The 16,453-nt window shown below is 70.7% G+C and carries 16 protein-coding genes; 9 read left to right on the forward strand and 7 right to left on the reverse strand.

Annotation, left to right across the window (positions count from 1 at the left end; all coding sequences use genetic code 11):
- Nucleotides 1–12: 12 nt before the first annotated feature.
- Genes priA through hisF form a run of 3 tightly spaced genes read left to right on the forward strand, consistent with a single transcriptional unit; the run spans nucleotide 13 to nucleotide 1,933 of the window.
- A complete protein-coding gene (gene priA / locus ACZ47G_RS28855; RefSeq protein WP_465747607.1) occupies nucleotides 13–738 on the forward strand; it encodes a bifunctional 1-(5-phosphoribosyl)-5-((5-phosphoribosylamino)methylideneamino)imidazole-4-carboxamide isomerase/phosphoribosylanthranilate isomerase PriA in 726 nt (241 codons plus the stop codon).
- Nucleotides 735–1,166: a Rid family hydrolase gene (locus tag ACZ47G_RS28860; protein ID WP_465747539.1), complete on the forward strand. Its 432-nt coding sequence runs from the start codon at nucleotides 735–737 to the stop codon at nucleotides 1,164–1,166. The genes priA and ACZ47G_RS28860 overlap by 4 nt, the downstream gene beginning before the upstream one ends.
- Nucleotides 1,163–1,933 carry an imidazole glycerol phosphate synthase subunit HisF gene (gene hisF / locus ACZ47G_RS28865; RefSeq protein ID WP_465747541.1) on the forward strand — a complete coding sequence of 257 codons (771 nt, stop codon included), beginning with the start codon at nucleotides 1,163–1,165 and terminating at the stop codon, nucleotides 1,931–1,933. Before ACZ47G_RS28860 ends, hisF begins: the two co-directional genes overlap by 4 nt.
- Before the next feature lie 137 nt (nucleotides 1,934–2,070).
- Here hisF and ACZ47G_RS28870 read toward each other — a convergent pair whose 3' ends face one another.
- On the reverse strand, nucleotides 2,071–2,850 hold the full coding sequence (locus ACZ47G_RS28870) for a VOC family protein (protein ID WP_465747543.1): 780 nt from the start codon (nucleotides 2,848–2,850) through the stop codon (nucleotides 2,071–2,073).
- A 131-nt stretch (nucleotides 2,851–2,981) separates the two neighbouring features.
- On the reverse strand, nucleotides 2,982–3,968 hold the full coding sequence (locus ACZ47G_RS28875) for a LuxR C-terminal-related transcriptional regulator (protein WP_465747545.1): 987 nt from the start codon (nucleotides 3,966–3,968) through the stop codon (nucleotides 2,982–2,984).
- Between the two features lie 337 nt (nucleotides 3,969–4,305).
- On the opposite strand from ACZ47G_RS28875, the gene ACZ47G_RS28880 reads away from it, so the two are divergent.
- The 5 genes from ACZ47G_RS28880 to ACZ47G_RS28900 all read left to right on the forward strand — a co-directional run bounded on the left by ACZ47G_RS28880 (nucleotide 4,306) and on the right by ACZ47G_RS28900 (nucleotide 9,875).
- A complete protein-coding gene (locus tag ACZ47G_RS28880; protein ID WP_465747547.1) occupies nucleotides 4,306–4,563 on the forward strand; it encodes a hypothetical protein in 258 nt (85 codons plus the stop codon).
- A 37-nt stretch (nucleotides 4,564–4,600) separates the two neighbouring features.
- Nucleotides 4,601–4,876 (forward strand): hypothetical protein, encoded by a 276-nt coding sequence (locus ACZ47G_RS28885; RefSeq protein ID WP_465747549.1) that lies wholly within the window; start codon nucleotides 4,601–4,603, stop codon nucleotides 4,874–4,876.
- 103 nt (nucleotides 4,877–4,979) lie between these two features.
- Nucleotides 4,980–6,398, forward strand: a complete 1,419-nt coding sequence (locus tag ACZ47G_RS28890; protein ID WP_465747551.1) for a C40 family peptidase — start codon at nucleotides 4,980–4,982, stop codon at nucleotides 6,396–6,398.
- 187 nt (nucleotides 6,399–6,585) lie between these two features.
- Nucleotides 6,586–8,667: a glycoside hydrolase domain-containing protein gene (locus ACZ47G_RS28895; RefSeq protein ID WP_465747553.1), complete on the forward strand. Its 2,082-nt coding sequence runs from the start codon at nucleotides 6,586–6,588 to the stop codon at nucleotides 8,665–8,667.
- Between the two features lie 68 nt (nucleotides 8,668–8,735).
- The gene (locus ACZ47G_RS28900; protein WP_465747557.1) at nucleotides 8,736–9,875 is read left to right on the forward strand and encodes an FG-GAP-like repeat-containing protein; all 1,140 of its coding nucleotides are present in this window, start codon (nucleotides 8,736–8,738) and stop codon (nucleotides 9,873–9,875) included.
- Nucleotides 9,876–10,025: 150 nt separating this feature from the next.
- Here the strand turns inward: ACZ47G_RS28900 and ACZ47G_RS28905 are convergent, their stop codons facing one another.
- On the reverse strand, nucleotides 10,026–10,664 hold the full coding sequence (locus ACZ47G_RS28905) for a TIGR03085 family metal-binding protein (RefSeq protein ID WP_465747559.1): 639 nt from the start codon (nucleotides 10,662–10,664) through the stop codon (nucleotides 10,026–10,028).
- A 556-nt stretch (nucleotides 10,665–11,220) separates the two neighbouring features.
- Between ACZ47G_RS28905 and aspS the strand changes: the two genes are divergently transcribed.
- Nucleotides 11,221–12,531, forward strand: a complete 1,311-nt coding sequence (aspS, locus tag ACZ47G_RS28910) for an aspartate--tRNA(Asn) ligase (RefSeq protein WP_465747561.1) — start codon at nucleotides 11,221–11,223, stop codon at nucleotides 12,529–12,531.
- A gap of 70 nt (nucleotides 12,532–12,601) precedes the next feature.
- Here aspS and ACZ47G_RS28915 read toward each other — a convergent pair whose 3' ends face one another.
- From ACZ47G_RS28915 to ACZ47G_RS28930, 4 genes are read right to left on the reverse strand one after another with little or no spacing between them, the layout of a single operon-like run.
- Nucleotides 12,602–13,711, reverse strand: a complete 1,110-nt coding sequence (locus tag ACZ47G_RS28915; RefSeq protein WP_465747563.1) for a hypothetical protein — start codon at nucleotides 13,709–13,711, stop codon at nucleotides 12,602–12,604.
- Nucleotides 13,712–13,720: 9 nt separating this feature from the next.
- Nucleotides 13,721–14,395, reverse strand: coding sequence for a phosphoglycerate mutase family protein (locus ACZ47G_RS28920; protein WP_465747565.1), 675 nt, complete (start codon nucleotides 14,393–14,395; stop codon nucleotides 13,721–13,723).
- A gap of 10 nt (nucleotides 14,396–14,405) precedes the next feature.
- Nucleotides 14,406–15,431 (reverse strand): nucleotidyltransferase domain-containing protein, encoded by a 1,026-nt coding sequence (locus ACZ47G_RS28925; protein ID WP_465747567.1) that lies wholly within the window; start codon nucleotides 15,429–15,431, stop codon nucleotides 14,406–14,408.
- Nucleotides 15,432–15,435: 4 nt separating this feature from the next.
- Nucleotides 15,436–16,338, reverse strand: a complete 903-nt coding sequence (locus tag ACZ47G_RS28930) for a phosphotransferase (protein ID WP_465747569.1) — start codon at nucleotides 16,336–16,338, stop codon at nucleotides 15,436–15,438.
- Between the last annotated feature and the right edge of the window lie 115 nt (nucleotides 16,339–16,453).

A 16,453-nucleotide genomic window follows, 5' to 3' on the forward strand; every position in this document is an offset into this window, starting at 1 on the left:
TGAGAGTTGTTACTGATGAGCCTTGAGCTGCTGCCTGCCGTCGACGTCCGGGACGGCCAGGCCGTCCGCCTGGTCAAGGGTGCCTCCGGCACCGAGACCTCCTTCGGCGAGCCGCTGGCCGCCGCCCTCGCCTGGCAGAACGCCGGCGCCGAGTGGCTGCACCTGGTCGACCTCGACGCCGCCTTCGGGACCGGTAGCAACTACGACCTGCTGCGCGAGGTCACCGGTCAGCTGGACATCAAGGTCGAGCTGTCCGGCGGCATCCGCGACGACGAGTCGCTCGCCCGCGCCCTCGCCACCGGCTGCACCCGGGTCAACCTCGGCACCGCCGCCCTGGAGGCCCCCGAGTGGGTCGCCAAGGCCATCGCCGAGCACGGCGACAAGATCGCCGTCGGCCTGGACGTGGTCGGCACCACCCTGCGCGGCCGCGGCTGGACCCGCGACGGCGGCCAGCTCTTCGACGTCCTGGAGCGGCTCAACGCCGAGGGCTGCGCCCGCTACGTCGTCACCGACGTCAACCGCGACGGCACCCTGACCGGCCCCAACCTCCAGCTGCTGCGCGACGTCTGCGGCGCCACCGACCGCCCGGTGGTCGCCTCCGGCGGCGTCTCCTCGCTCGACGACCTGCGCGCCATCGCCTCGCTGGTCGGCGAGGGTGTCGAGGGCGCCATCGTGGGCAAGGCACTCTACGAGCAGAAGTTCACCCTCGAAGAGGCCCTGGAGGCGGTTTCCGGATGACGGAACGTCAGGTCGTGCGCGGTCGGGTGGCGGGATTCTCCCACTGGGAGGACACCATCGGCACGGCGCAGGCGGTCGCCGCCGGCGATCATGTGCACGTGTCGGGCGCCCGCCCGCTGGTGGGTGACGTCCTCTACGGCGAGGGCGACCCCTCCGAGCAGGCCCGCGTCGCGTTCGGCAACGCCCTGGAGGCGCTGGCCGCGTACGGACTGACGGCGGACGACGTGGTCCGCACCCGGATGTTCCTCACCCACGCCCGCGACGTCGAAGCGGTGGGCCGAATCCACCACGAACTCTTCGACGCCGTACGGCCTGTGGCCACCCTGGTGGTGGTCGACGGACTGATCGACTCCCGGATGATGGTCGAGGTCGAGATCGACGCGCACCGCACCGGGCTGGCAAAGACCCTGGAAGGCAAGCAGCCGTGACCCTCGCAGTACGTGTCATTCCCTGCCTGGACGTGGACGCCGGGCGGGTGGTCAAGGGCGTCAACTTCCAGAACCTGCGCGACGCCGGCGACCCGGTCGAGATGGCCAAGCTCTACGACGCCGAGGGCGCCGACGAGCTGACCTTCCTCGACATCACCGCCTCCTCCGGCGACCGCGAGACCACCTACGACGTGGTCCGCCGCACCGCCGAGCAGGTGTTCATCCCGCTCACCGTCGGCGGCGGCATCCGCGCCGTCGAGGACGTCAACAAGCTGCTGCGGGCCGGCGCCGACAAGGTCGGCGTCAACACCGCGGCCATCGCCCGGCCCGAGCTGATCCGCGAGATCGCCCAGCGGTTCGGCCGCCAGGTGCTGGTGCTGTCGGTCGACGCCCGGCGGTGCGCCGAAGGGACCGAGACGCCGTCCGGCTACGAGGTCACCACCCACGGCGGGCGCCGCGGCACCGGCCTCGACGCGGTCGAATGGGCGGGCCGCGCGGCCGAGTTGGGGGCGGGCGAGATCCTGCTCAACTCGATGGACGCGGACGGCACCAAGGACGGCTACGACCTGGAGATGATCCGCGCGGTGCGCAAGGCCGTCTCGGTGCCGGTGATCGCCTCCGGCGGGGCCGGGCGGCTCGGCGACTTCGCACCGGCCGTCGAGGCGGGGGCGGACGCGGTGCTCGCGGCCAGCGTCTTCCACTTCGGGGACCTGCGGATCGGCGAGGTCAAGAACGCGCTGCGGGAGGCCGGACACCCGGTGCGGTGACGGCCGGACGTGCAGGAGGGGCCCGCCTCGGCTTCCGGGGCGGGCCCTCCGCGCGTTTCGTGCCTTCGTCTCCGTGGCCGCGCGTTCCGCGGCCGCGCGTTTCGTGCCTTCGCGTTCCGCGGCCTTGCGTTCCGCGCTCAGGACTGCCGCGGCTCGCCCTTGATCAGGGCGAACGGCGCGCCGTTCGGGTCCGCCAGCCAGGCGATCCGGCCGACGTTCTCCACGTCCGCGGCCGGCATCAGCACCGTGCCGCCCGCCGCCGTCGCCTTGGTGACCAGCGCGTCCACGTCGCCGGCCGCGAAGTACGGCGTCCAGGCGGAGGGCTGGCCCTGCTGCATGGTCGGGGCGATGCCGCCGAAGCTGGTCTGCTGCTGGTCCCCGTCGGCCGTGGAGATCACCCGGTAGGTCATCCCCGGGGACGGCTCGAAGTTCTCCTCCCGCCAGCCGAACAGCCCGTGGTAGAAGGAGAATCCGCCGTCCTGGTCCTGGGTGTGCAGCTCCGACCAGACCAGCGTGTCGTCCTCGGAGACGGCGTCCAGCCCGACGGTGTTCCCGGCCTGCCAGACGGCGAACCGCGCGCCCTGCGGGTCGGCGAGCTGGGCCATCCGGCCCTCCTCCATCACGTCCATCGGCGGCACCAGCACCTTGCCGCCGGCCTGCTGGGCGGCGCCGACCGTCGCGTCCACGTCGGCGGTGCGGAAGTACGTCGTCCAGGACGACTGGTCGCCCGGATTGAGCGGGCCGATCGCGCCGACGGTCTTCCCGTTCAGCTGGAGGAAGCCGTAGCCCATCGCGTCCGGGAGCTCCTGGAACGTCCAGCCGAAGACCTTGCCGTAGAACGCGGCGGTCGCGGCGATGTCGGGGCTGCCCAGGTCGATCCAGCAAGGCGAGCCGATGGGAAAGTCAGTGGTGATCATGAGGCGGTGCCCCTTCGACGGAGAGTGACCCGGGCGCCCTGGTCGGACCCGGGCACCTGCGAGTCTGCACCCGGCCACTGACATCCGCAGCCGGGAGGCGGCCGTGCCGGGGGTCGGGCCCGGGCCCGCGGTTACAGCCAGCCGCGCTGCGCCGCCTTGAGACCGGCCTCGAAGCGGCTGGCGGCATCGAGCCGCTCCATGAGGGCGGACATCTGGCGGCGCACGGTGCGCACCGAGATGCCGAGCCGCTTGCCGGCGGCCTCGTCGGTCAGGCCCGTACCGAGCAGTCGCAGCAGGTCGCGTTCGGCCGGGGTGAGGCCGGTGTCGTGATGGGTGGGCTGGTCGGCGCCGAGCGGCACGGCGGTCGACCAGGCCTGTTCGAACAGGGCGACGAGCGAGGCGACCAGCCCGGGCTCGCTGGTGCACAGGGCCCCGAGCCTGGTCCGCGTCGGGTCGATCGGGACGACGGCGGTGTGCCGGTCGAAGACCAACAGTCGGGGCGGCAGGAGGGGCGCCGTCCGCACCTGGCCACCGAGCCCGGTGAGCCACTGGGCGTACGTGTGGGTGGCCTGGTCGTTGCGGACGCTGTCCTGGTAGAGCGTCCGCATGGCGACGCCGCGCTCCAGCGCCTGCTGGTCGAGCGGACGGGCGGCGTCCATGCTGGCCTGGGACTGCGCCCCGCCCGAGATCGCGGCGAGGAACTCCTCCTGGAGGCCACGCGCCAGCGTCTCCAGCCTGGCCTGGATCGCGTCCATCCCGACCAGCCGCTCGGTGGCGTCCGAGGTGGTGTTGGGCACCAGGTCCGCGTAGGCGGCGACGGCCTGGGCCACGGCGGCCTTGCTGGCGGCCAGCTCCTGCTGACGGCGGGCGAGGTCGTCCTCCTGGCGGCGGATGACGGCCTCCAGGCCGACCGCCGGGCTGACCGGGCGCAGCGCGCCGCAGACCTCCTGGGAGGGGCGCAGCAGCGTCAGGTCCGCGAGTTGGTCGAGGGCGTCCCTGACGACGCTCTCGGAGAGGCCGAGCCGGCGGCACAGGTCGGTGACCCCGCATCCGGGCTCGACCAGCAGGGCTGTGTAGACGGCCTCCGCTGTTGGGTCCAGTCCCAGTACTTCGAGCAACGATTCCCCCTGGTCACGGTGTTGCGGGCGGCCGGAGACGTCAAGGCCGCTTTCGTGATTCTCACAGTTCGAACACGTGTGTGCAAGGAAAACTGACGGTCCGTCGATGGGGCTGCGGAGGCGTCGAGGGAGGGCCGGGGGGGCGGGGGTGGCGCCATGCTGCCAGACCTGATGCTGCCTCGGGTAAGGCCTTCCGGAGCACCGGTCGGGGCTAGCAGGATATGGATCACCGAGCCGCAGGGGCCACCGAGCCCCGGGCCGGCGGGACGGACGACGGGAACCAGCTGTCGTCCTCCGACGAACCGACCGATCATCAACAACCAGGGGGTTGTTCTCCATGCGGATCTCCGCTCGCGTTCCCGGTGTCCTGGCGGCTGCGGCAGTGGTGGCCACGCTCGCTCTGCCCGCCGTCACCGCCGCCGTCGCACCGGTCACCGTGGCGGGCGTGTCCGCGGCGAGCGACCCCGGCACGAGCGACCCCGGCACGAGCGACCCCGGCGCGGGTGGGACCGGCGCTGGGGGGACCGGCGCGGGTGGGACCGACAAGCCCGGCCTGGGCGACCCGGGCAGCATCAGCTGGGACGACAAGAAGTGACCGCCGCCGTCGGTGTCGGCCGCCTGAACCGAGCCCGATGCACATTGTCCGTCTCACCCTGACGACCCCCGACCGGCGCCCGCCCACCGCGGCCGACGCCCATGTCCTGAAGGACGTGCTCTGGGCCCACGCCGATCCCTACGGCGGTCTGGAGCACGTCCAGTCGAGGGCCCGTCAGGACTCGATCGACCTCATCCTCTTCACCAGCGGCGGAAGTGGCGACAGCGCCCCCGCCCATTCGCTGGCCATCTGTTCCACCGCCCTCTCGCGGTCTCCGGCCTTCCGGTCCTGGCGCGTCATCGTCGCCGGCTGACGGCCGTCCACATCCTGCCGGAGTCCCTCCGGCGCTTCCTCTTCCGGTGATCGGGCGCTGACGCGCCGCACCGGTCCTCCGAATGCCATTTCCAGGAGTGTTCATGTCTCGCAAGGCCTATCTCCGTACGTCCGCGATCGCCCTCGGCCTGGCCGGCTCGCTGTCGCTCGGCCTGCTCGTCCAGGGCGGCACCGCGTTCGCCGCCCCCGCCTCCGCCGCCACGGCGGTCGCGGGCGGCGAGTACGGTGGCGCCGGCCAGCCGGTCGGGGTCGGCAAGTCGCCCCGGGTCGCCCAGGCGCCCGCCGCTGACGGCGTGTCGGCGTCCGACTCCGTCCTGGCCCCCGCGGTCAGCCGGAGCGAGGCGATCCAGCGCGCCAAGAGCTGGGTCGGCATCGGCCTCGACTACAGCTGGACCGGCTCGCACGACGGCTACCGCACCGACTGCTCGGGCTACGTCTCGATGGCCTGGAAGCTCGACGAATCGCTGACCACCGACACCTTCGGCCCGCGGGGCGTCACCGAGCAGATCGGCAAGGGCGACCTCAAGCCCGGCGACGCGCTGCTCAACGACAACAGCGGGGCCAACGGTCACGTGGTTCTGTTCGAGAAGTGGACCGACTCCGACCACTACATGGGCTACGAGTTCACCGGCAGCGGCGTCCACTACCGCGAGATCCCCTACCCGTACTTCTCCGGCTACGGCACCTACGTGCCGGTCCGCAACAAGTCCATCCGCGAGGACGGCCCGTCCGACCCGGGGATGACCAACCTGACGGCCGGTGACTTCAACGGTGACGGCAAGAAGGACCTGGTGGCGGTGGAGGTGTCGACGGGGAAGCTGTGGCTGTACCCGGGGACCGGTACGGGGACTCTGGGGAGTCGAGTGGAGATCGGTTCCGGTGGCTGGAACGGGATGAGCAACCTGGCCGTGGGCGATCTGAACGGTGACGGCAAGGACGACCTGGTGGCGACCGAGAAGTCGACCGGGAAGCTGTGGCTCTACCCGGGGACGGGCAACGGTGTGGGTGACCGGGTGGAGATCGGTTCCGGTGGCTGGAACGGCATGAACAACACCGCGGTCGGCGACTTCAACGGTGACGGCAAGGACGATGTCGTGGCGACCGAGACGTCCACGGGCAAGTTGTGGCTGTACCCGGGGACGGGTCACGGTCTGGGTGACCGGGTGGAGATCGGTTCCGGTGGCTGGAACGGGATGAACAAGATCGTCAGCCCTGGCGACATGAACAAGGACGGCAAGGACGACCTGGTGGCGACCGAGACGTCCACGGGCAAGCTGTGGCTGTACCCGGGCAACGGCCACGGCATCGACAGCCGGGTGGAGATCGGGTCCGGTGGCTGGAACGGGATCTCGGACTACGCCGGTGCGGACTTCAACGGTGACGGCATCGGCGACCTGGCGGCGGTCGAGTCCGCCCCGGGCGAGACCGGGAAGCTCTACCTCTACAAGGGCACCGGCAACGGCCTGAGCTCCCGCACCGAGATCGGCTCCGGCGGCTGGTAGACCGCGTACGGGCTCCGCCGACCGTTCCCGGTCGGCCGCCGAGCCCGGGGTGGGCCCGCGACCACCGTGCGGGCCCACCCCGCCCTCCCCGCTCACCTTCCCCCCGCTCGTCTCCCCCGGCTGCGCGCTTCCTTGCCCGGGTTCGTCCCCGGGCGGCTCCGCCCTGCCCGTCTCCTTGGAGAGATCCGTGAAACACCACCGTCTGAGGGGTGTCGCCTCGCTCGCCGTGGCGGCCGGCGCCCTCACCGCCGCCCTGCCGCTGGGCCCGGTCGCCCAGGCTGCCGAGCCGTCCGCCGCTACCGGTCAGAGCGTCAAGACCGTTACCTATCAAGGACTTTCGCTCCAGGTGCCGTCGAGCTGGTCGGTGGTCGACCTGGCCCAGGCGCCCGACACCTGCGTCCGGCTCGACCGGAACACCGTCTACCTCGGCCACCCCGGCGCGGACCAGAGCTGCCCGACCCACCTGATCGGGGAGAAGGCGGACGCGCTGGTCGTCGAGACCTTCGCCGGTGCTGCCGAGCGAGCCGACCTCGCCACCGTCGCGGTGCCCGCCGGGCACGGCGTCCCGGCCCTGCCGGACAGTGCCGGTCAGGAGGCGCGGGTGGCGTTCGAGGGCGCCGGCGTCTACGTGACGGCCAGTCATGTCGCCTCGTCCGCCGCTGCGGTGCAGCGCGTTCTCGCGTCCGCCTCGATCGGGGGCGGCGCCACCGCGGCCCCGACCCCGTCCCCGGCTCCGGTGCCGCAGTCGCCGAAGGGCGTTCCGGGCGCCCTGGCCGCGCCCGCCGCGTCCGCCGCGGTGTCGGAGGCCGCGTCGGCGACGCCGAGCACCGGCTACACCGGTAAGGCGTTCGACGCCTGCGCCGCCCCCTCCTCCGGCGCGATGGCGGACTGGGCCTCCTCTCCTTACCGGGGTGTGGGCATCTACCTCGGCGGTCCGACCCGGGTCTGCGCGCAGAACAACCTCACCGCGTCGTGGGTGGCGCAGCAGAGCAGCGCCGGCTGGCACCTGCTGCCGATCTACGCGGGCACCCAGGCCGCGGGGATCTCCTCCTCGGACGCCGGGGGCCAGGGCCGGGCCGCGGCGGATGATGCCGTCAAGCTGGCCCAGGGGCTGGGCTTCACCTCCGGCACGGTGCTCTATGTCGACATGGAGGCCTACTCGTCCGGCTACCGCACCAACGTGCTGAACTACCTGTCGGGCTGGACCAGTCGGCTGCACGAGCTCAACTTCCGCTCCGGCGTCTACAGTTCCTCGTCGAGCGGAATCAAGGACATGGTCGCCGCGTACAACTCGTCCGGCTTCGACCGCCCCGACGTGGCATGGGCCGCGAACTGGAACAACGCCGCCGACACCGACGACAGTTACATCCCGGCGGGGTACTGGTCCAACCACCAGCGCGTCCACCAGTACGCCGGCGACGTCACGGAGTCGTACGGCGGGACCACCATCAACATCGACCGGAACTACGTCGACGTCGCCGCCAAGGCCTCGGTGAACGACCCGGGGATGACCGACCTGACGGCCGGTGACTTCAACGGTGACGGCAAGAAGGACCTGGTGGCGGTGGAGGTGTCGACGGGGAAGCTGTGGCTGTACCCGGGGACCGGTACGGGGACGCTGGGGAGCCGGGTGGAGATCGGTTCCGGTGGCTGGAACGGGATGAGCAACCTGGCGGCCGGTGACCTGAACGGTGACGGCAAGGACGACCTGGTGGCGACCGAGAAGTCGACCGGGAAGCTGTGGCTCTACCCGGGGACGGGCAACGGTGTGGGTGACCGGGTGGAGATCGGGTCCGGTGGCTGGAACGGCATGAACAACACCGCGGTGGGCGACTTCAACGGTGACGGCAAGGACGATGTCGTGGCGAGTGAGAACTCGACGGGCAAGCTGTGGCTGTACCCGGGGACGGGTCACGGTCTGGGTGACCGGGTGGAGATCGGTTCCGGTGGCTGGAACGGGATGAACAAGATCGTCAGCCCTGGCGACATGAACAAGGACGGCAAGGACGACCTGGTGGCGACCGAGACGTCCACGGGCAAGTTGTGGCTGTACCCGGGGACGGGCAGCGGTCTGGGCGACCGGGTGGAGATCGGGTCCGGTGGTTGGAACGGGATCTCGGACTACGCCGGTGCGGACTTCAACGGTGACGGCATCGGCGACCTGGCGGCGGTGGAGTCCGCCCCGGGTGAGACCGGGAAGCTCTACCTCTACAAGGGCACCGGCAACGGCCTGAGCTCCCGCACCGAGATCGGCTCCGGTGGCTGGTGAGCCGCCGCGCGCAACGGCGCAGTTCTGAAACCACGTCAGTCAACATCAGCTCCAGGGGGAGAACACCCATGTCCGCACAGACCCGCATCCGCAAGAGCCTGGCCGTCTTCGCGCTGAGCCTCGCACCCCTCGGCCTCGCCGGTACGGCCGGCGCCGCGTCGGTCAGCACCTGGGACAAGGTGGCCGCCTGCGAGAGCAGCGGCGACTGGTCCATCAACACCGGGAACGGCTACTTCGGCGGCCTGCAGATATCCGAGGACAACTGGCAGCACTACGGCGGCACCCAGTACGCGGCCTATCCGCACCAGGCGACCAAGAAGGAACAGATCCTGATCGCCGAGAAGATCCTCGCCGACCAGGGGGCCGGCGCGTGGACCTGCAGCCCGGGCACCGGACTCTCGACCGATCACGCGGACCCGTACCCGGCGGGCCCGTCCGACCCGGGGATGACCAGCCTGACGGCCGGTGACTTCAACGGTGACGGCAAGAAGGACCTGGTGGCGGTGGAGGTGTCGACGGGGAAGCTGTGGCTGTACCCGGGGACCGGTACGGGCGCGCTGGGGAGCCGGGTGGAGATCGGTTCCGGTGGCTGGAACGGGATGAGCAACCTGGCCGTCGGCGATCTGAACGGTGACGGCAAGGACGACCTGGTGGCGACCGAGAAGTCGACCGGGAAGCTGTGGCTCTACCCGGGCAACGGCCACGGCATCGACGGTCGGGTGGAGATCGGTTCCGGTGGTTGGAACGGGATGAACAACACCGCGGTGGGCGACTTCAACGGTGACGGCAAGGACGATGTCGTGGCGAGTGAGAACTCGACGGGCAAGCTGTGGCTGTACCCGGGGACGGGTCACGGCCTGGGTGACCGGGTGGAGATCGGCTCCGGTGGCTGGAACGGGATGAACAAGATCGTCAGTCCTGGCGACATGAACAAGGACGGCAAGGACGACCTGGTGGCGACCGAGACGTCCACGGGCAAGCTGTGGCTGTACCCGGGCAACGGCCACGGCATCGACAGCCGGGTGGAGATCGGCTCCGGTGGCTGGAACGGGATCTCGGACTACGCGGGTGCGGACTTCAACGGTGACGGCATCGGCGACCTGGCGGCGGTGGAGTCCGCTCCCGGTGAGACCGGGAAGCTCTACCTCTACAAGGGCACCGGCAACGGCCTGGGCTCCCGCACCGAGATCGGCTCCGGCGGCTGGTAGTCGGAGGCGGACGGCGCCGACCCGGCAGCGGGGTTCAGCACGGAGGGCCCGCCGGTCAGGAGATCCCCTGACCGGCGGGCCCGCCGCCGTACCGGTGCGACAGTGGCGCGCGTACGTCGTCGTACCCGTCCAGCTTCCTCGTGTTCTGTCCTAAGGCAGCGGCAGGATGTGGCGCAGGGCCTCGACGGCGTCCGGGTCGCCGTCCACGGTGAGGTCGGTGCGGGCGCCGCGGCCGTAGACGAACAGGACCAGCTCACCCGGTTCGCCGGTGATCCGGACCGTCGGGGCGCCGGCCGGGCCGACCGTCAGCGACTGCCCGTCCGGGCGGTTCAGGTCGAGGCGCACGGGGGAGCGGCGGCCCGCCTCGAAGCGGGCGATCATCGGCAGCCGCCGCCACAGCGCCTCGGCCCGGCCGGGCGGCACCGGCCGGGCCGTCCAGTCCTCACCGGCCCGGGCGACGTCCTCGGCGTGCACGAAGTACTCCACGGTGTTCGCCACCTCGTCCGCGCCGGGCAGCGCGAACAGCGACAACACCGGCGGCCCGGCCCGGAACAGTCGCACCAGCTCCTCGTACGGCCGCTGGGCGTAGCCGTCCTGCACCCGCTGGGTGTGGCCGGCCAGGGGGCCGACCCGGATCCCCGCCGCCGCGTCGGCCCGGCGCTCCCGGATCACCAGGTGGGCGGCCAGGTCCCGGGTGCTCCACCCGGCGCACAGCGTGGGCGCGTCCGGCCCGGCGTCGGTGAGCAGCTGGGCGAGGCGGTGGCGTTCGGCGAGCGCGTGATTCGACATGCCGCCAGCCTAGGTCCTGTCCGGCCGATCTTGCCGGGCCCGCGACGCCGCGCATCCCGCCTGGACGCACGCCCGAATCGCCCAAGTACGCCCAGTACGAGGACGATCCGGGCGCACGCCCAGCCGGGCGCGACATGGGGGTACCTCCCGGCCGAAGGCTGGGGGAGCCGCGGGCTGATCCGCCAAGATCGGCCGGACAGGACCTAGGGGTGCGGTCGAACGGTTGCCCTCGTCCGTGGGGGATTCCCGATTGCGCGGCCGCCACGGGCTCCGTAATCTGCTGGGCAACGCGTCGACGGAGACGAGTAGCCAGGGATCACGTGAGCAGAGAGAGCCGCCGGAAGCTGGGAAGGCGGCCTCGCGCCCCGAGGCGAAGACCCTCCTGAGCGCGGGGAGGAACGACCCCCGTCCGGGTCCAATGCCCCGCCGGCCGGCCCCCGTCATCGGGCCCGAACGAGGCCGCCACCTTGTGGCGGCGAAAGTGCGGTGGTACCGCGAGTCACCCTTCTCGCCCGCACTCCCAAGGGATCATGACGATGTCCTCCGGAGGACCTCAATGATCCACAGCCGCGTCCGTGTCTCCGAGCTGCGAGAACACGTCGGTCGTACCGTCTCCGTCTGCGGGTGGGTGAACACCCTCCGCCTGCAGCGCACCATGCAGTTCGTCCTCGTCCGGGACGCCACCGGTCTGGTGCAGGTGACCCACAAGCGGGACGGCGGGCCGCTGGAGGCCCGCCTCGAAGCCCTCACCCCCGAGTCCGCCGTACGGATCACCGGGCGCGTCGTCGACGCGGCCCAGGTCAAGCTCGGCGGCCTGGAGATCGTCCCCGAGGCCGTCGAGGTCCTCAACCCGGCCGCCACGCCGCTGCCGATCGACGAGCGCACCGGCCTGGAACAGCGCCTCGACTGGCGCTTCCTGGACGTGCGCCGCCGCCCCGCCGCCCAACTGGTGTTCGCCGTGCAGACCACCCTGGAACAGGGCATGCGCGAGTACGCCCACGGGCAGGGCGCCACCGAGATGCACACCCCCAAACTCATGGGCACCGCCTCGGAGTCCGGCGCCGAGGTCTTCGAGCTCGGCTACTTCGGCCGCAGCGCCTACCTGGCGCAATCACCCCAGTTCTACAAGCAGATGGCGATCGCGGCCGGCATCGACAAGGTCTTCGAGATCGGCCCCGTGTTCCGCGCCGAACCGTCCTTCACCTCCCGGCACGCCACCGAATTCACCGGCGTCGACGTGGAGTTGGCCTGGATCGACGGCGTCGAGGACGTGATGGCCTTCGAGGAGCGGATGCTCGCCCACGCCATCGCCAAGGTCGCCGACACCCACGGCGAGGCGATCGCCGAACACTTCGGCGTCGAGGTCACCGTCCCCACCACGCCCTTCCCCCGCATCACCATGGCCGAGGCGCAACGGATCCTGCGCGAGGGAGGCTGGGACCCGGAGGGAGTCAAGGACGACCTCGACCCGGAGGGCGAACGGGCCATCTCCGCCCACCTCAAGAAGGCCACCGGGCACGAGTTCGCCTTCATCACCCACTACCCGGTCGGCATCCGGCCCTTCTACCACATGCGGCCCGCCGACGACCCGAGCGTCACCCTGAGCTTCGACCTGCTCTGGAACGGCCTGGAGGTCACCACCGGCGCCCAGCGCGAACACCGCTACGACGTACTGCTGGAGCAGGCCGCCGAGAAGGGCATGAGCCCGGAGCCGATGCGGGACTACCTCAACACCTTCCGCTACGGCTGCCCCCCGCACGGCGGCCTCGGCATGGGCCTCGGCCGGGTCCTGATGGTCCTGCTCGGCCTGCCCTCGATCCGCGAAGCCACCTTCCTCTTCCGCGGCCCCAACCGGCTCACCCCGTAGCGCGGTTGCGGCTACGCCCACGGCGCGCGCGGGGCGAGCCTGTGTCGAATGCCCGGCTGGGAAGGCGAGTTCACAGGCAGGCAACCATGATGTCGGCCAGTGCCCTCCTGTCCGTGATCCATTCGGTGCGGCCTTCGGAGACCGAGAGCCGCACCGCCCAGAGGGCGCTTTCTGCGGTCTCCGAAGGTCGGGTCAGGTACGCCCGGATGTAGTGCTTGAAGAGGGCCGGAAGCTGGTCCGGCCGGGTCGCGCTCTTGGTTCTGAGGGCGAGGAGGGGGAGGAACCACTGCTCGAAGCCGTCCTTGACCGTCGGGGTGGCCCGGTACGCCTCGTACAGCGGCTGGAGGCCTGCCAGACGGTCGTACGGGAGGTGTCCGTGCAGGGCGTACTGGAGGCGGGTGCCGTTGTGGTCTCGAAAGTGCTGTCCGTGAGCGGCGATGTGGTTGGCCGCGTTCTGGGTGATGGTCATGACGGCCGTATCGGCTTCGTGCCGTCGGGCTGCGGCGAGGACCGTGGCGTGCACTCCGGCGCGCGGGTCCAGGACGAGGCCGTTGAGGCCGAGGGACGAGAGGTCGATGCCGTGGTCGCGCGTTCGGGAGAGGAGCAGGCGCTGGGCGACGTTGCCGGCAGTGTGCTGGAGGTGCTTGGGCCGTCGGCGGTGGCTGGCGTGGATGTCCGAGCGGTCGAGGACGGGACGGTCCTTCGCCAGCTCGGCGACGAGGTGGAGGGTGGTTCGATCCTGGATGTCGGTGCCGCCGCAGGAGTTGCAGGGTTGACTGCCACCGCCGGTCATGTGGCCGCAGGTTCGGCAGGTGGGGACGGTCTCGCGGCTGATGCTCAGGGCGCCGGTGCGGAGGTTGGCGTCGATCATCTCCAGGGCGAGGTTGGCGACCTCGGCGTCGGTGTCGGTCATGATGCCGCCCGCCGGGGACTGTCCGGGGCCGTACTTGTCGGCTATCAGCTTGGCCTCGAACCGCTGGCGGGGGATCGTCGGGCCCCCGGCCCGGCGGTGGCGGAGGTCTCCGGCGAGGGTGACGGTGTTCCACAGGTGGGGTGCGGGCGGTAGGCCCAGGATAGTGTTGAGGGCGGCGGCGAGGCGGATGCCGACGGCCTTGCCGGGGTGGGTGCCGATGGTGAAGGGTCCGTTCTGGACGGGCCCGTTGAGGAACAGGTGTCGCACGGGCTCCTCCTAGATCGGCGGGGTGGTGGTTCCCGTCCGGGTGAACCGGCCGTCTCGTAGTTCGTAGTGGAGGATCGCGGCGTTGGGCATCCTGCCCTTCCGCTCCTCGGCGAGGATCTCGGGCAGGCTGCGGAGTTCGAGCAGGGAGCGCAGCGCCACCGCGGCGGTCTGGTGAGTGACGGCGACGACGGTGCGCGATTCCTGGAGTTCGGCCTGGGCGAGGGCGGCGAACCCGGCGGCCCGGTTCAGTACGCCCTCGGCGAGCGACTCGCCGCCGCCTGGCGCGGTCCAGACGTGCTTGCGCAGGCGGCGGTCTTCGGCGAGTGCGGGGTAGCTGTCGTTGAGCTCGTGCTTGGTCATGTAGGTGGCGTCGCCGTAGTGCTGCTCGTCCAGGAGCGTCGTCTGCTGGGGCCAGCCGTCGGGGAGGGCGGGCACGGCGATCGCCGCGGTGTCGATCGCCCTGCGGTAGGTCGAGGTGTAGACGTGCGGTTCGGGGCCCGCGAGCTGTGGGAGAACCTCGGCGAGCCACTGGGCCTGCCGGAAGCCGCGAGGGGTGAGGCCGACGATGGTGCGGGAGATGGCGTGCGCGGCGGCTCCGCTGTAGGGGCGGGGGTCCTGGTAGAAGCCGTTGCACTTGTCGGCGTTCTCGACGGACTCGGCGTGCCGGATGACGAACAGGGTCACGGTTCGGGTCCTATCCGGCGAGGTTGGCGACGTACGAGCCGCTGACGGTCCAGGGGGTGAGTTCGATGCCGAAGCCGCTGTGTTCGCCGTCCTGGGTGTGGACGAGCTTGCCGGACAGGTGCACGGTGTCGCCGGACCGGAAGGCACCGGTGTAGGCGCCGAGGTACGAGCGCATGTGGGTGATCCGGCGGGCGAAGGAGTCGGCCTCGTCGATGGTCGAGCTGAGGATGGTCCTGACCTTGATCCCGTAGACGGCAGGGGTGGTGAGACCCTCGGCGTGGTCGGTGATGCTCGCGAGGAGGGAGATCTCTCCGATCTCCTTGGAGGAGATGCGGGCGAAGGTCTTGTCGCGGTCGGAGCGGATGGGCTCGCAGTTGATGTGCGCGCCAGCGCCAGCGGTCAGCCCTTGGAGCTTGCGGCTTTCCTGCTTGATGAGGGCGTCGAAGGAACTGCCCTCCATGTACTTGGCCCTGCGGATGTACAGCCGGGTGAGGTCGTCCCCGCCGTACGGCCGGATCAGGTCGGTCTGCTGGAACAACTCCTGCGCGGCCTCGTATCCCTCCGGCCCGTAGCAGACGAGGTCGATGTCCGAGCGCTCGTTGAAGCAGCCGACCAGGAAAGAGCCGGTGACGCCGATCAGGCCCTGGGCGTCGTGCGCGGTGATCCACTCCGCGATCGCCAGGAGATCCTTTCCGGCTGGGTTGTCGGCGACCGCGCCGGGGTCCGCGTGAATGGCGGCGAGGGCATGGCGGCAGGAGTAGTGGACGGCCACGTCCTCGCGCGGGATGCCGGTGATGACGCAGCCGAGGGTGTCGGAGTAGACGTAGCACTCCGGCCTGCCGGCCAGGATGCCGAAGGACTTCGACACGACGCTGTTCTGCCGGTAGGTCCGGCCGAACAGCCGTCGATCGCCCTTCTCGTCGGGGTGGTACTTGACGTAGCCCAGGTAGTGGCTGCCGGGGTGGCTGTCGCCGATGACCTTGAAGACGACTCCGTGGTGGTCCATCAGGTAGTCGCGGTCGCGAACGGCGGGCACCGGCCTACCGGTGTTCAGCGGCGAACCGTTCCAGAGCGGGGAAGGTGCCGGTGTCGATCGTGTTGCCCGACTCATACTGATCGAGTCCCATCGTGAAGAGGGCGCGGCGGTACTGCCACTTGATGTGCTTGTCGTGCCGCGTGGGGTCGGTGGGCCGCATGAGGGCGAGGAAGAAGAAGCACTTGACCAGCAGGAAATCGCCCAGGTGCTCGCTCACCCGCTGCCCGATCAGGGACGCGGTGGTCTCGTCGAGCGCGGCGGTGTAGGCGGCGCGCTGTTCCGGGGTGATGCTGTAGCCCTTGCCGCCACCCTTGAACGCCACGATGTCGAGCGCGGGGTAGACGTCGTAGCCGAGCGGGACCGGTCCGTGGTGCTGCCAGTCGATGACGCCGGCCTGGAGGACGTTGGGCAGGCCGTAGTCGAGATGTCCGTGCACCATCGGGAGCTGCGTCAGCCGGTCGAGGGCGTGCTTGACCGCTTCGTGGACGCGCGGGGTGTCGAGGTCCGGGTTCTCCTCGAAGACCTCTGCCGCGAAGGCCGCCTTCTCGAACCACGGCGTGGCGGGGAGGGGGTGCCTCGCCTGGGCCTGCAGGAGCTTCGATGAGACGGCCGCCGCCGTGCTGATCACCTGGTAGCTGACCTGACCGTCCTGCCTGGCGTCGGCCAGCGCCTCCTCGTGCAGCGAGGTGTCTCCGATAGCGCGCTCAACGACGAAATAGCCTCCGTCCTCGGACCCGCTGTCGACGATCTCCGGCACCGGGTAGCCGAGGCTGGCAGCCAGCCGCTGGAACTCGGCCTCTGCCCGCAGATCCTCGCCACCGGTGCGCTTGTAGAGCAGGCCATCGGCCGACCTCCACACCGCGCCTTGGGTGGCGGTTCTGTTCTTCACGAACTCCCAGTCACTCATCCATCCATCCTTCCTGCCGTGACGGCGAGTTGGTGCAAGTGCAGGTGCAGGTAAGCTCGCGTCGCCTCCGACGTGCTCCTCGTCACCGCATGAGGACACGTCCTGTTGGGTCACA

The sequence above is a fragment of the Kitasatospora sp. NPDC030952 genome, from assembly GCF_055571335.1.

Bases quoted from the DNA above. Each gene is read 5' to 3' on its own strand.
- ACZ47G_RS28860 (WP_465747539.1), top strand. From the start codon at position 735: ATGACGGAACGTCAGGTCGTGCGCGGTCGGGTGGCGGGATTCTCCCAC.
- ACZ47G_RS28870 (WP_465747543.1), bottom strand. From the start codon at position 2,850: ATGATCACCACTGACTTTCCCATCGGCTCGCCTTGCTGGATCGACCTG.
- ACZ47G_RS28880 (WP_465747547.1), top strand. From the start codon at position 4,306: ATGCGGATCTCCGCTCGCGTTCCCGGTGTCCTGGCGGCTGCGGCAGTG.
- ACZ47G_RS28885 (WP_465747549.1), top strand. From the start codon at position 4,601: ATGCACATTGTCCGTCTCACCCTGACGACCCCCGACCGGCGCCCGCCC.
- ACZ47G_RS28890 (WP_465747551.1), top strand. From the start codon at position 4,980: ATGTCTCGCAAGGCCTATCTCCGTACGTCCGCGATCGCCCTCGGCCTG.
- ACZ47G_RS28900 (WP_465747557.1), top strand. From the start codon at position 8,736: ATGTCCGCACAGACCCGCATCCGCAAGAGCCTGGCCGTCTTCGCGCTG.
- ACZ47G_RS28905 (WP_465747559.1), bottom strand. From the start codon at position 10,664: ATGTCGAATCACGCGCTCGCCGAACGCCACCGCCTCGCCCAGCTGCTC.
- aspS (WP_465747561.1), top strand. From the start codon at position 11,221: ATGATCCACAGCCGCGTCCGTGTCTCCGAGCTGCGAGAACACGTCGGT.
- ACZ47G_RS28930 (WP_465747569.1), bottom strand. From the start codon at position 16,338: ATGAGTGACTGGGAGTTCGTGAAGAACAGAACCGCCACCCAAGGCGCG.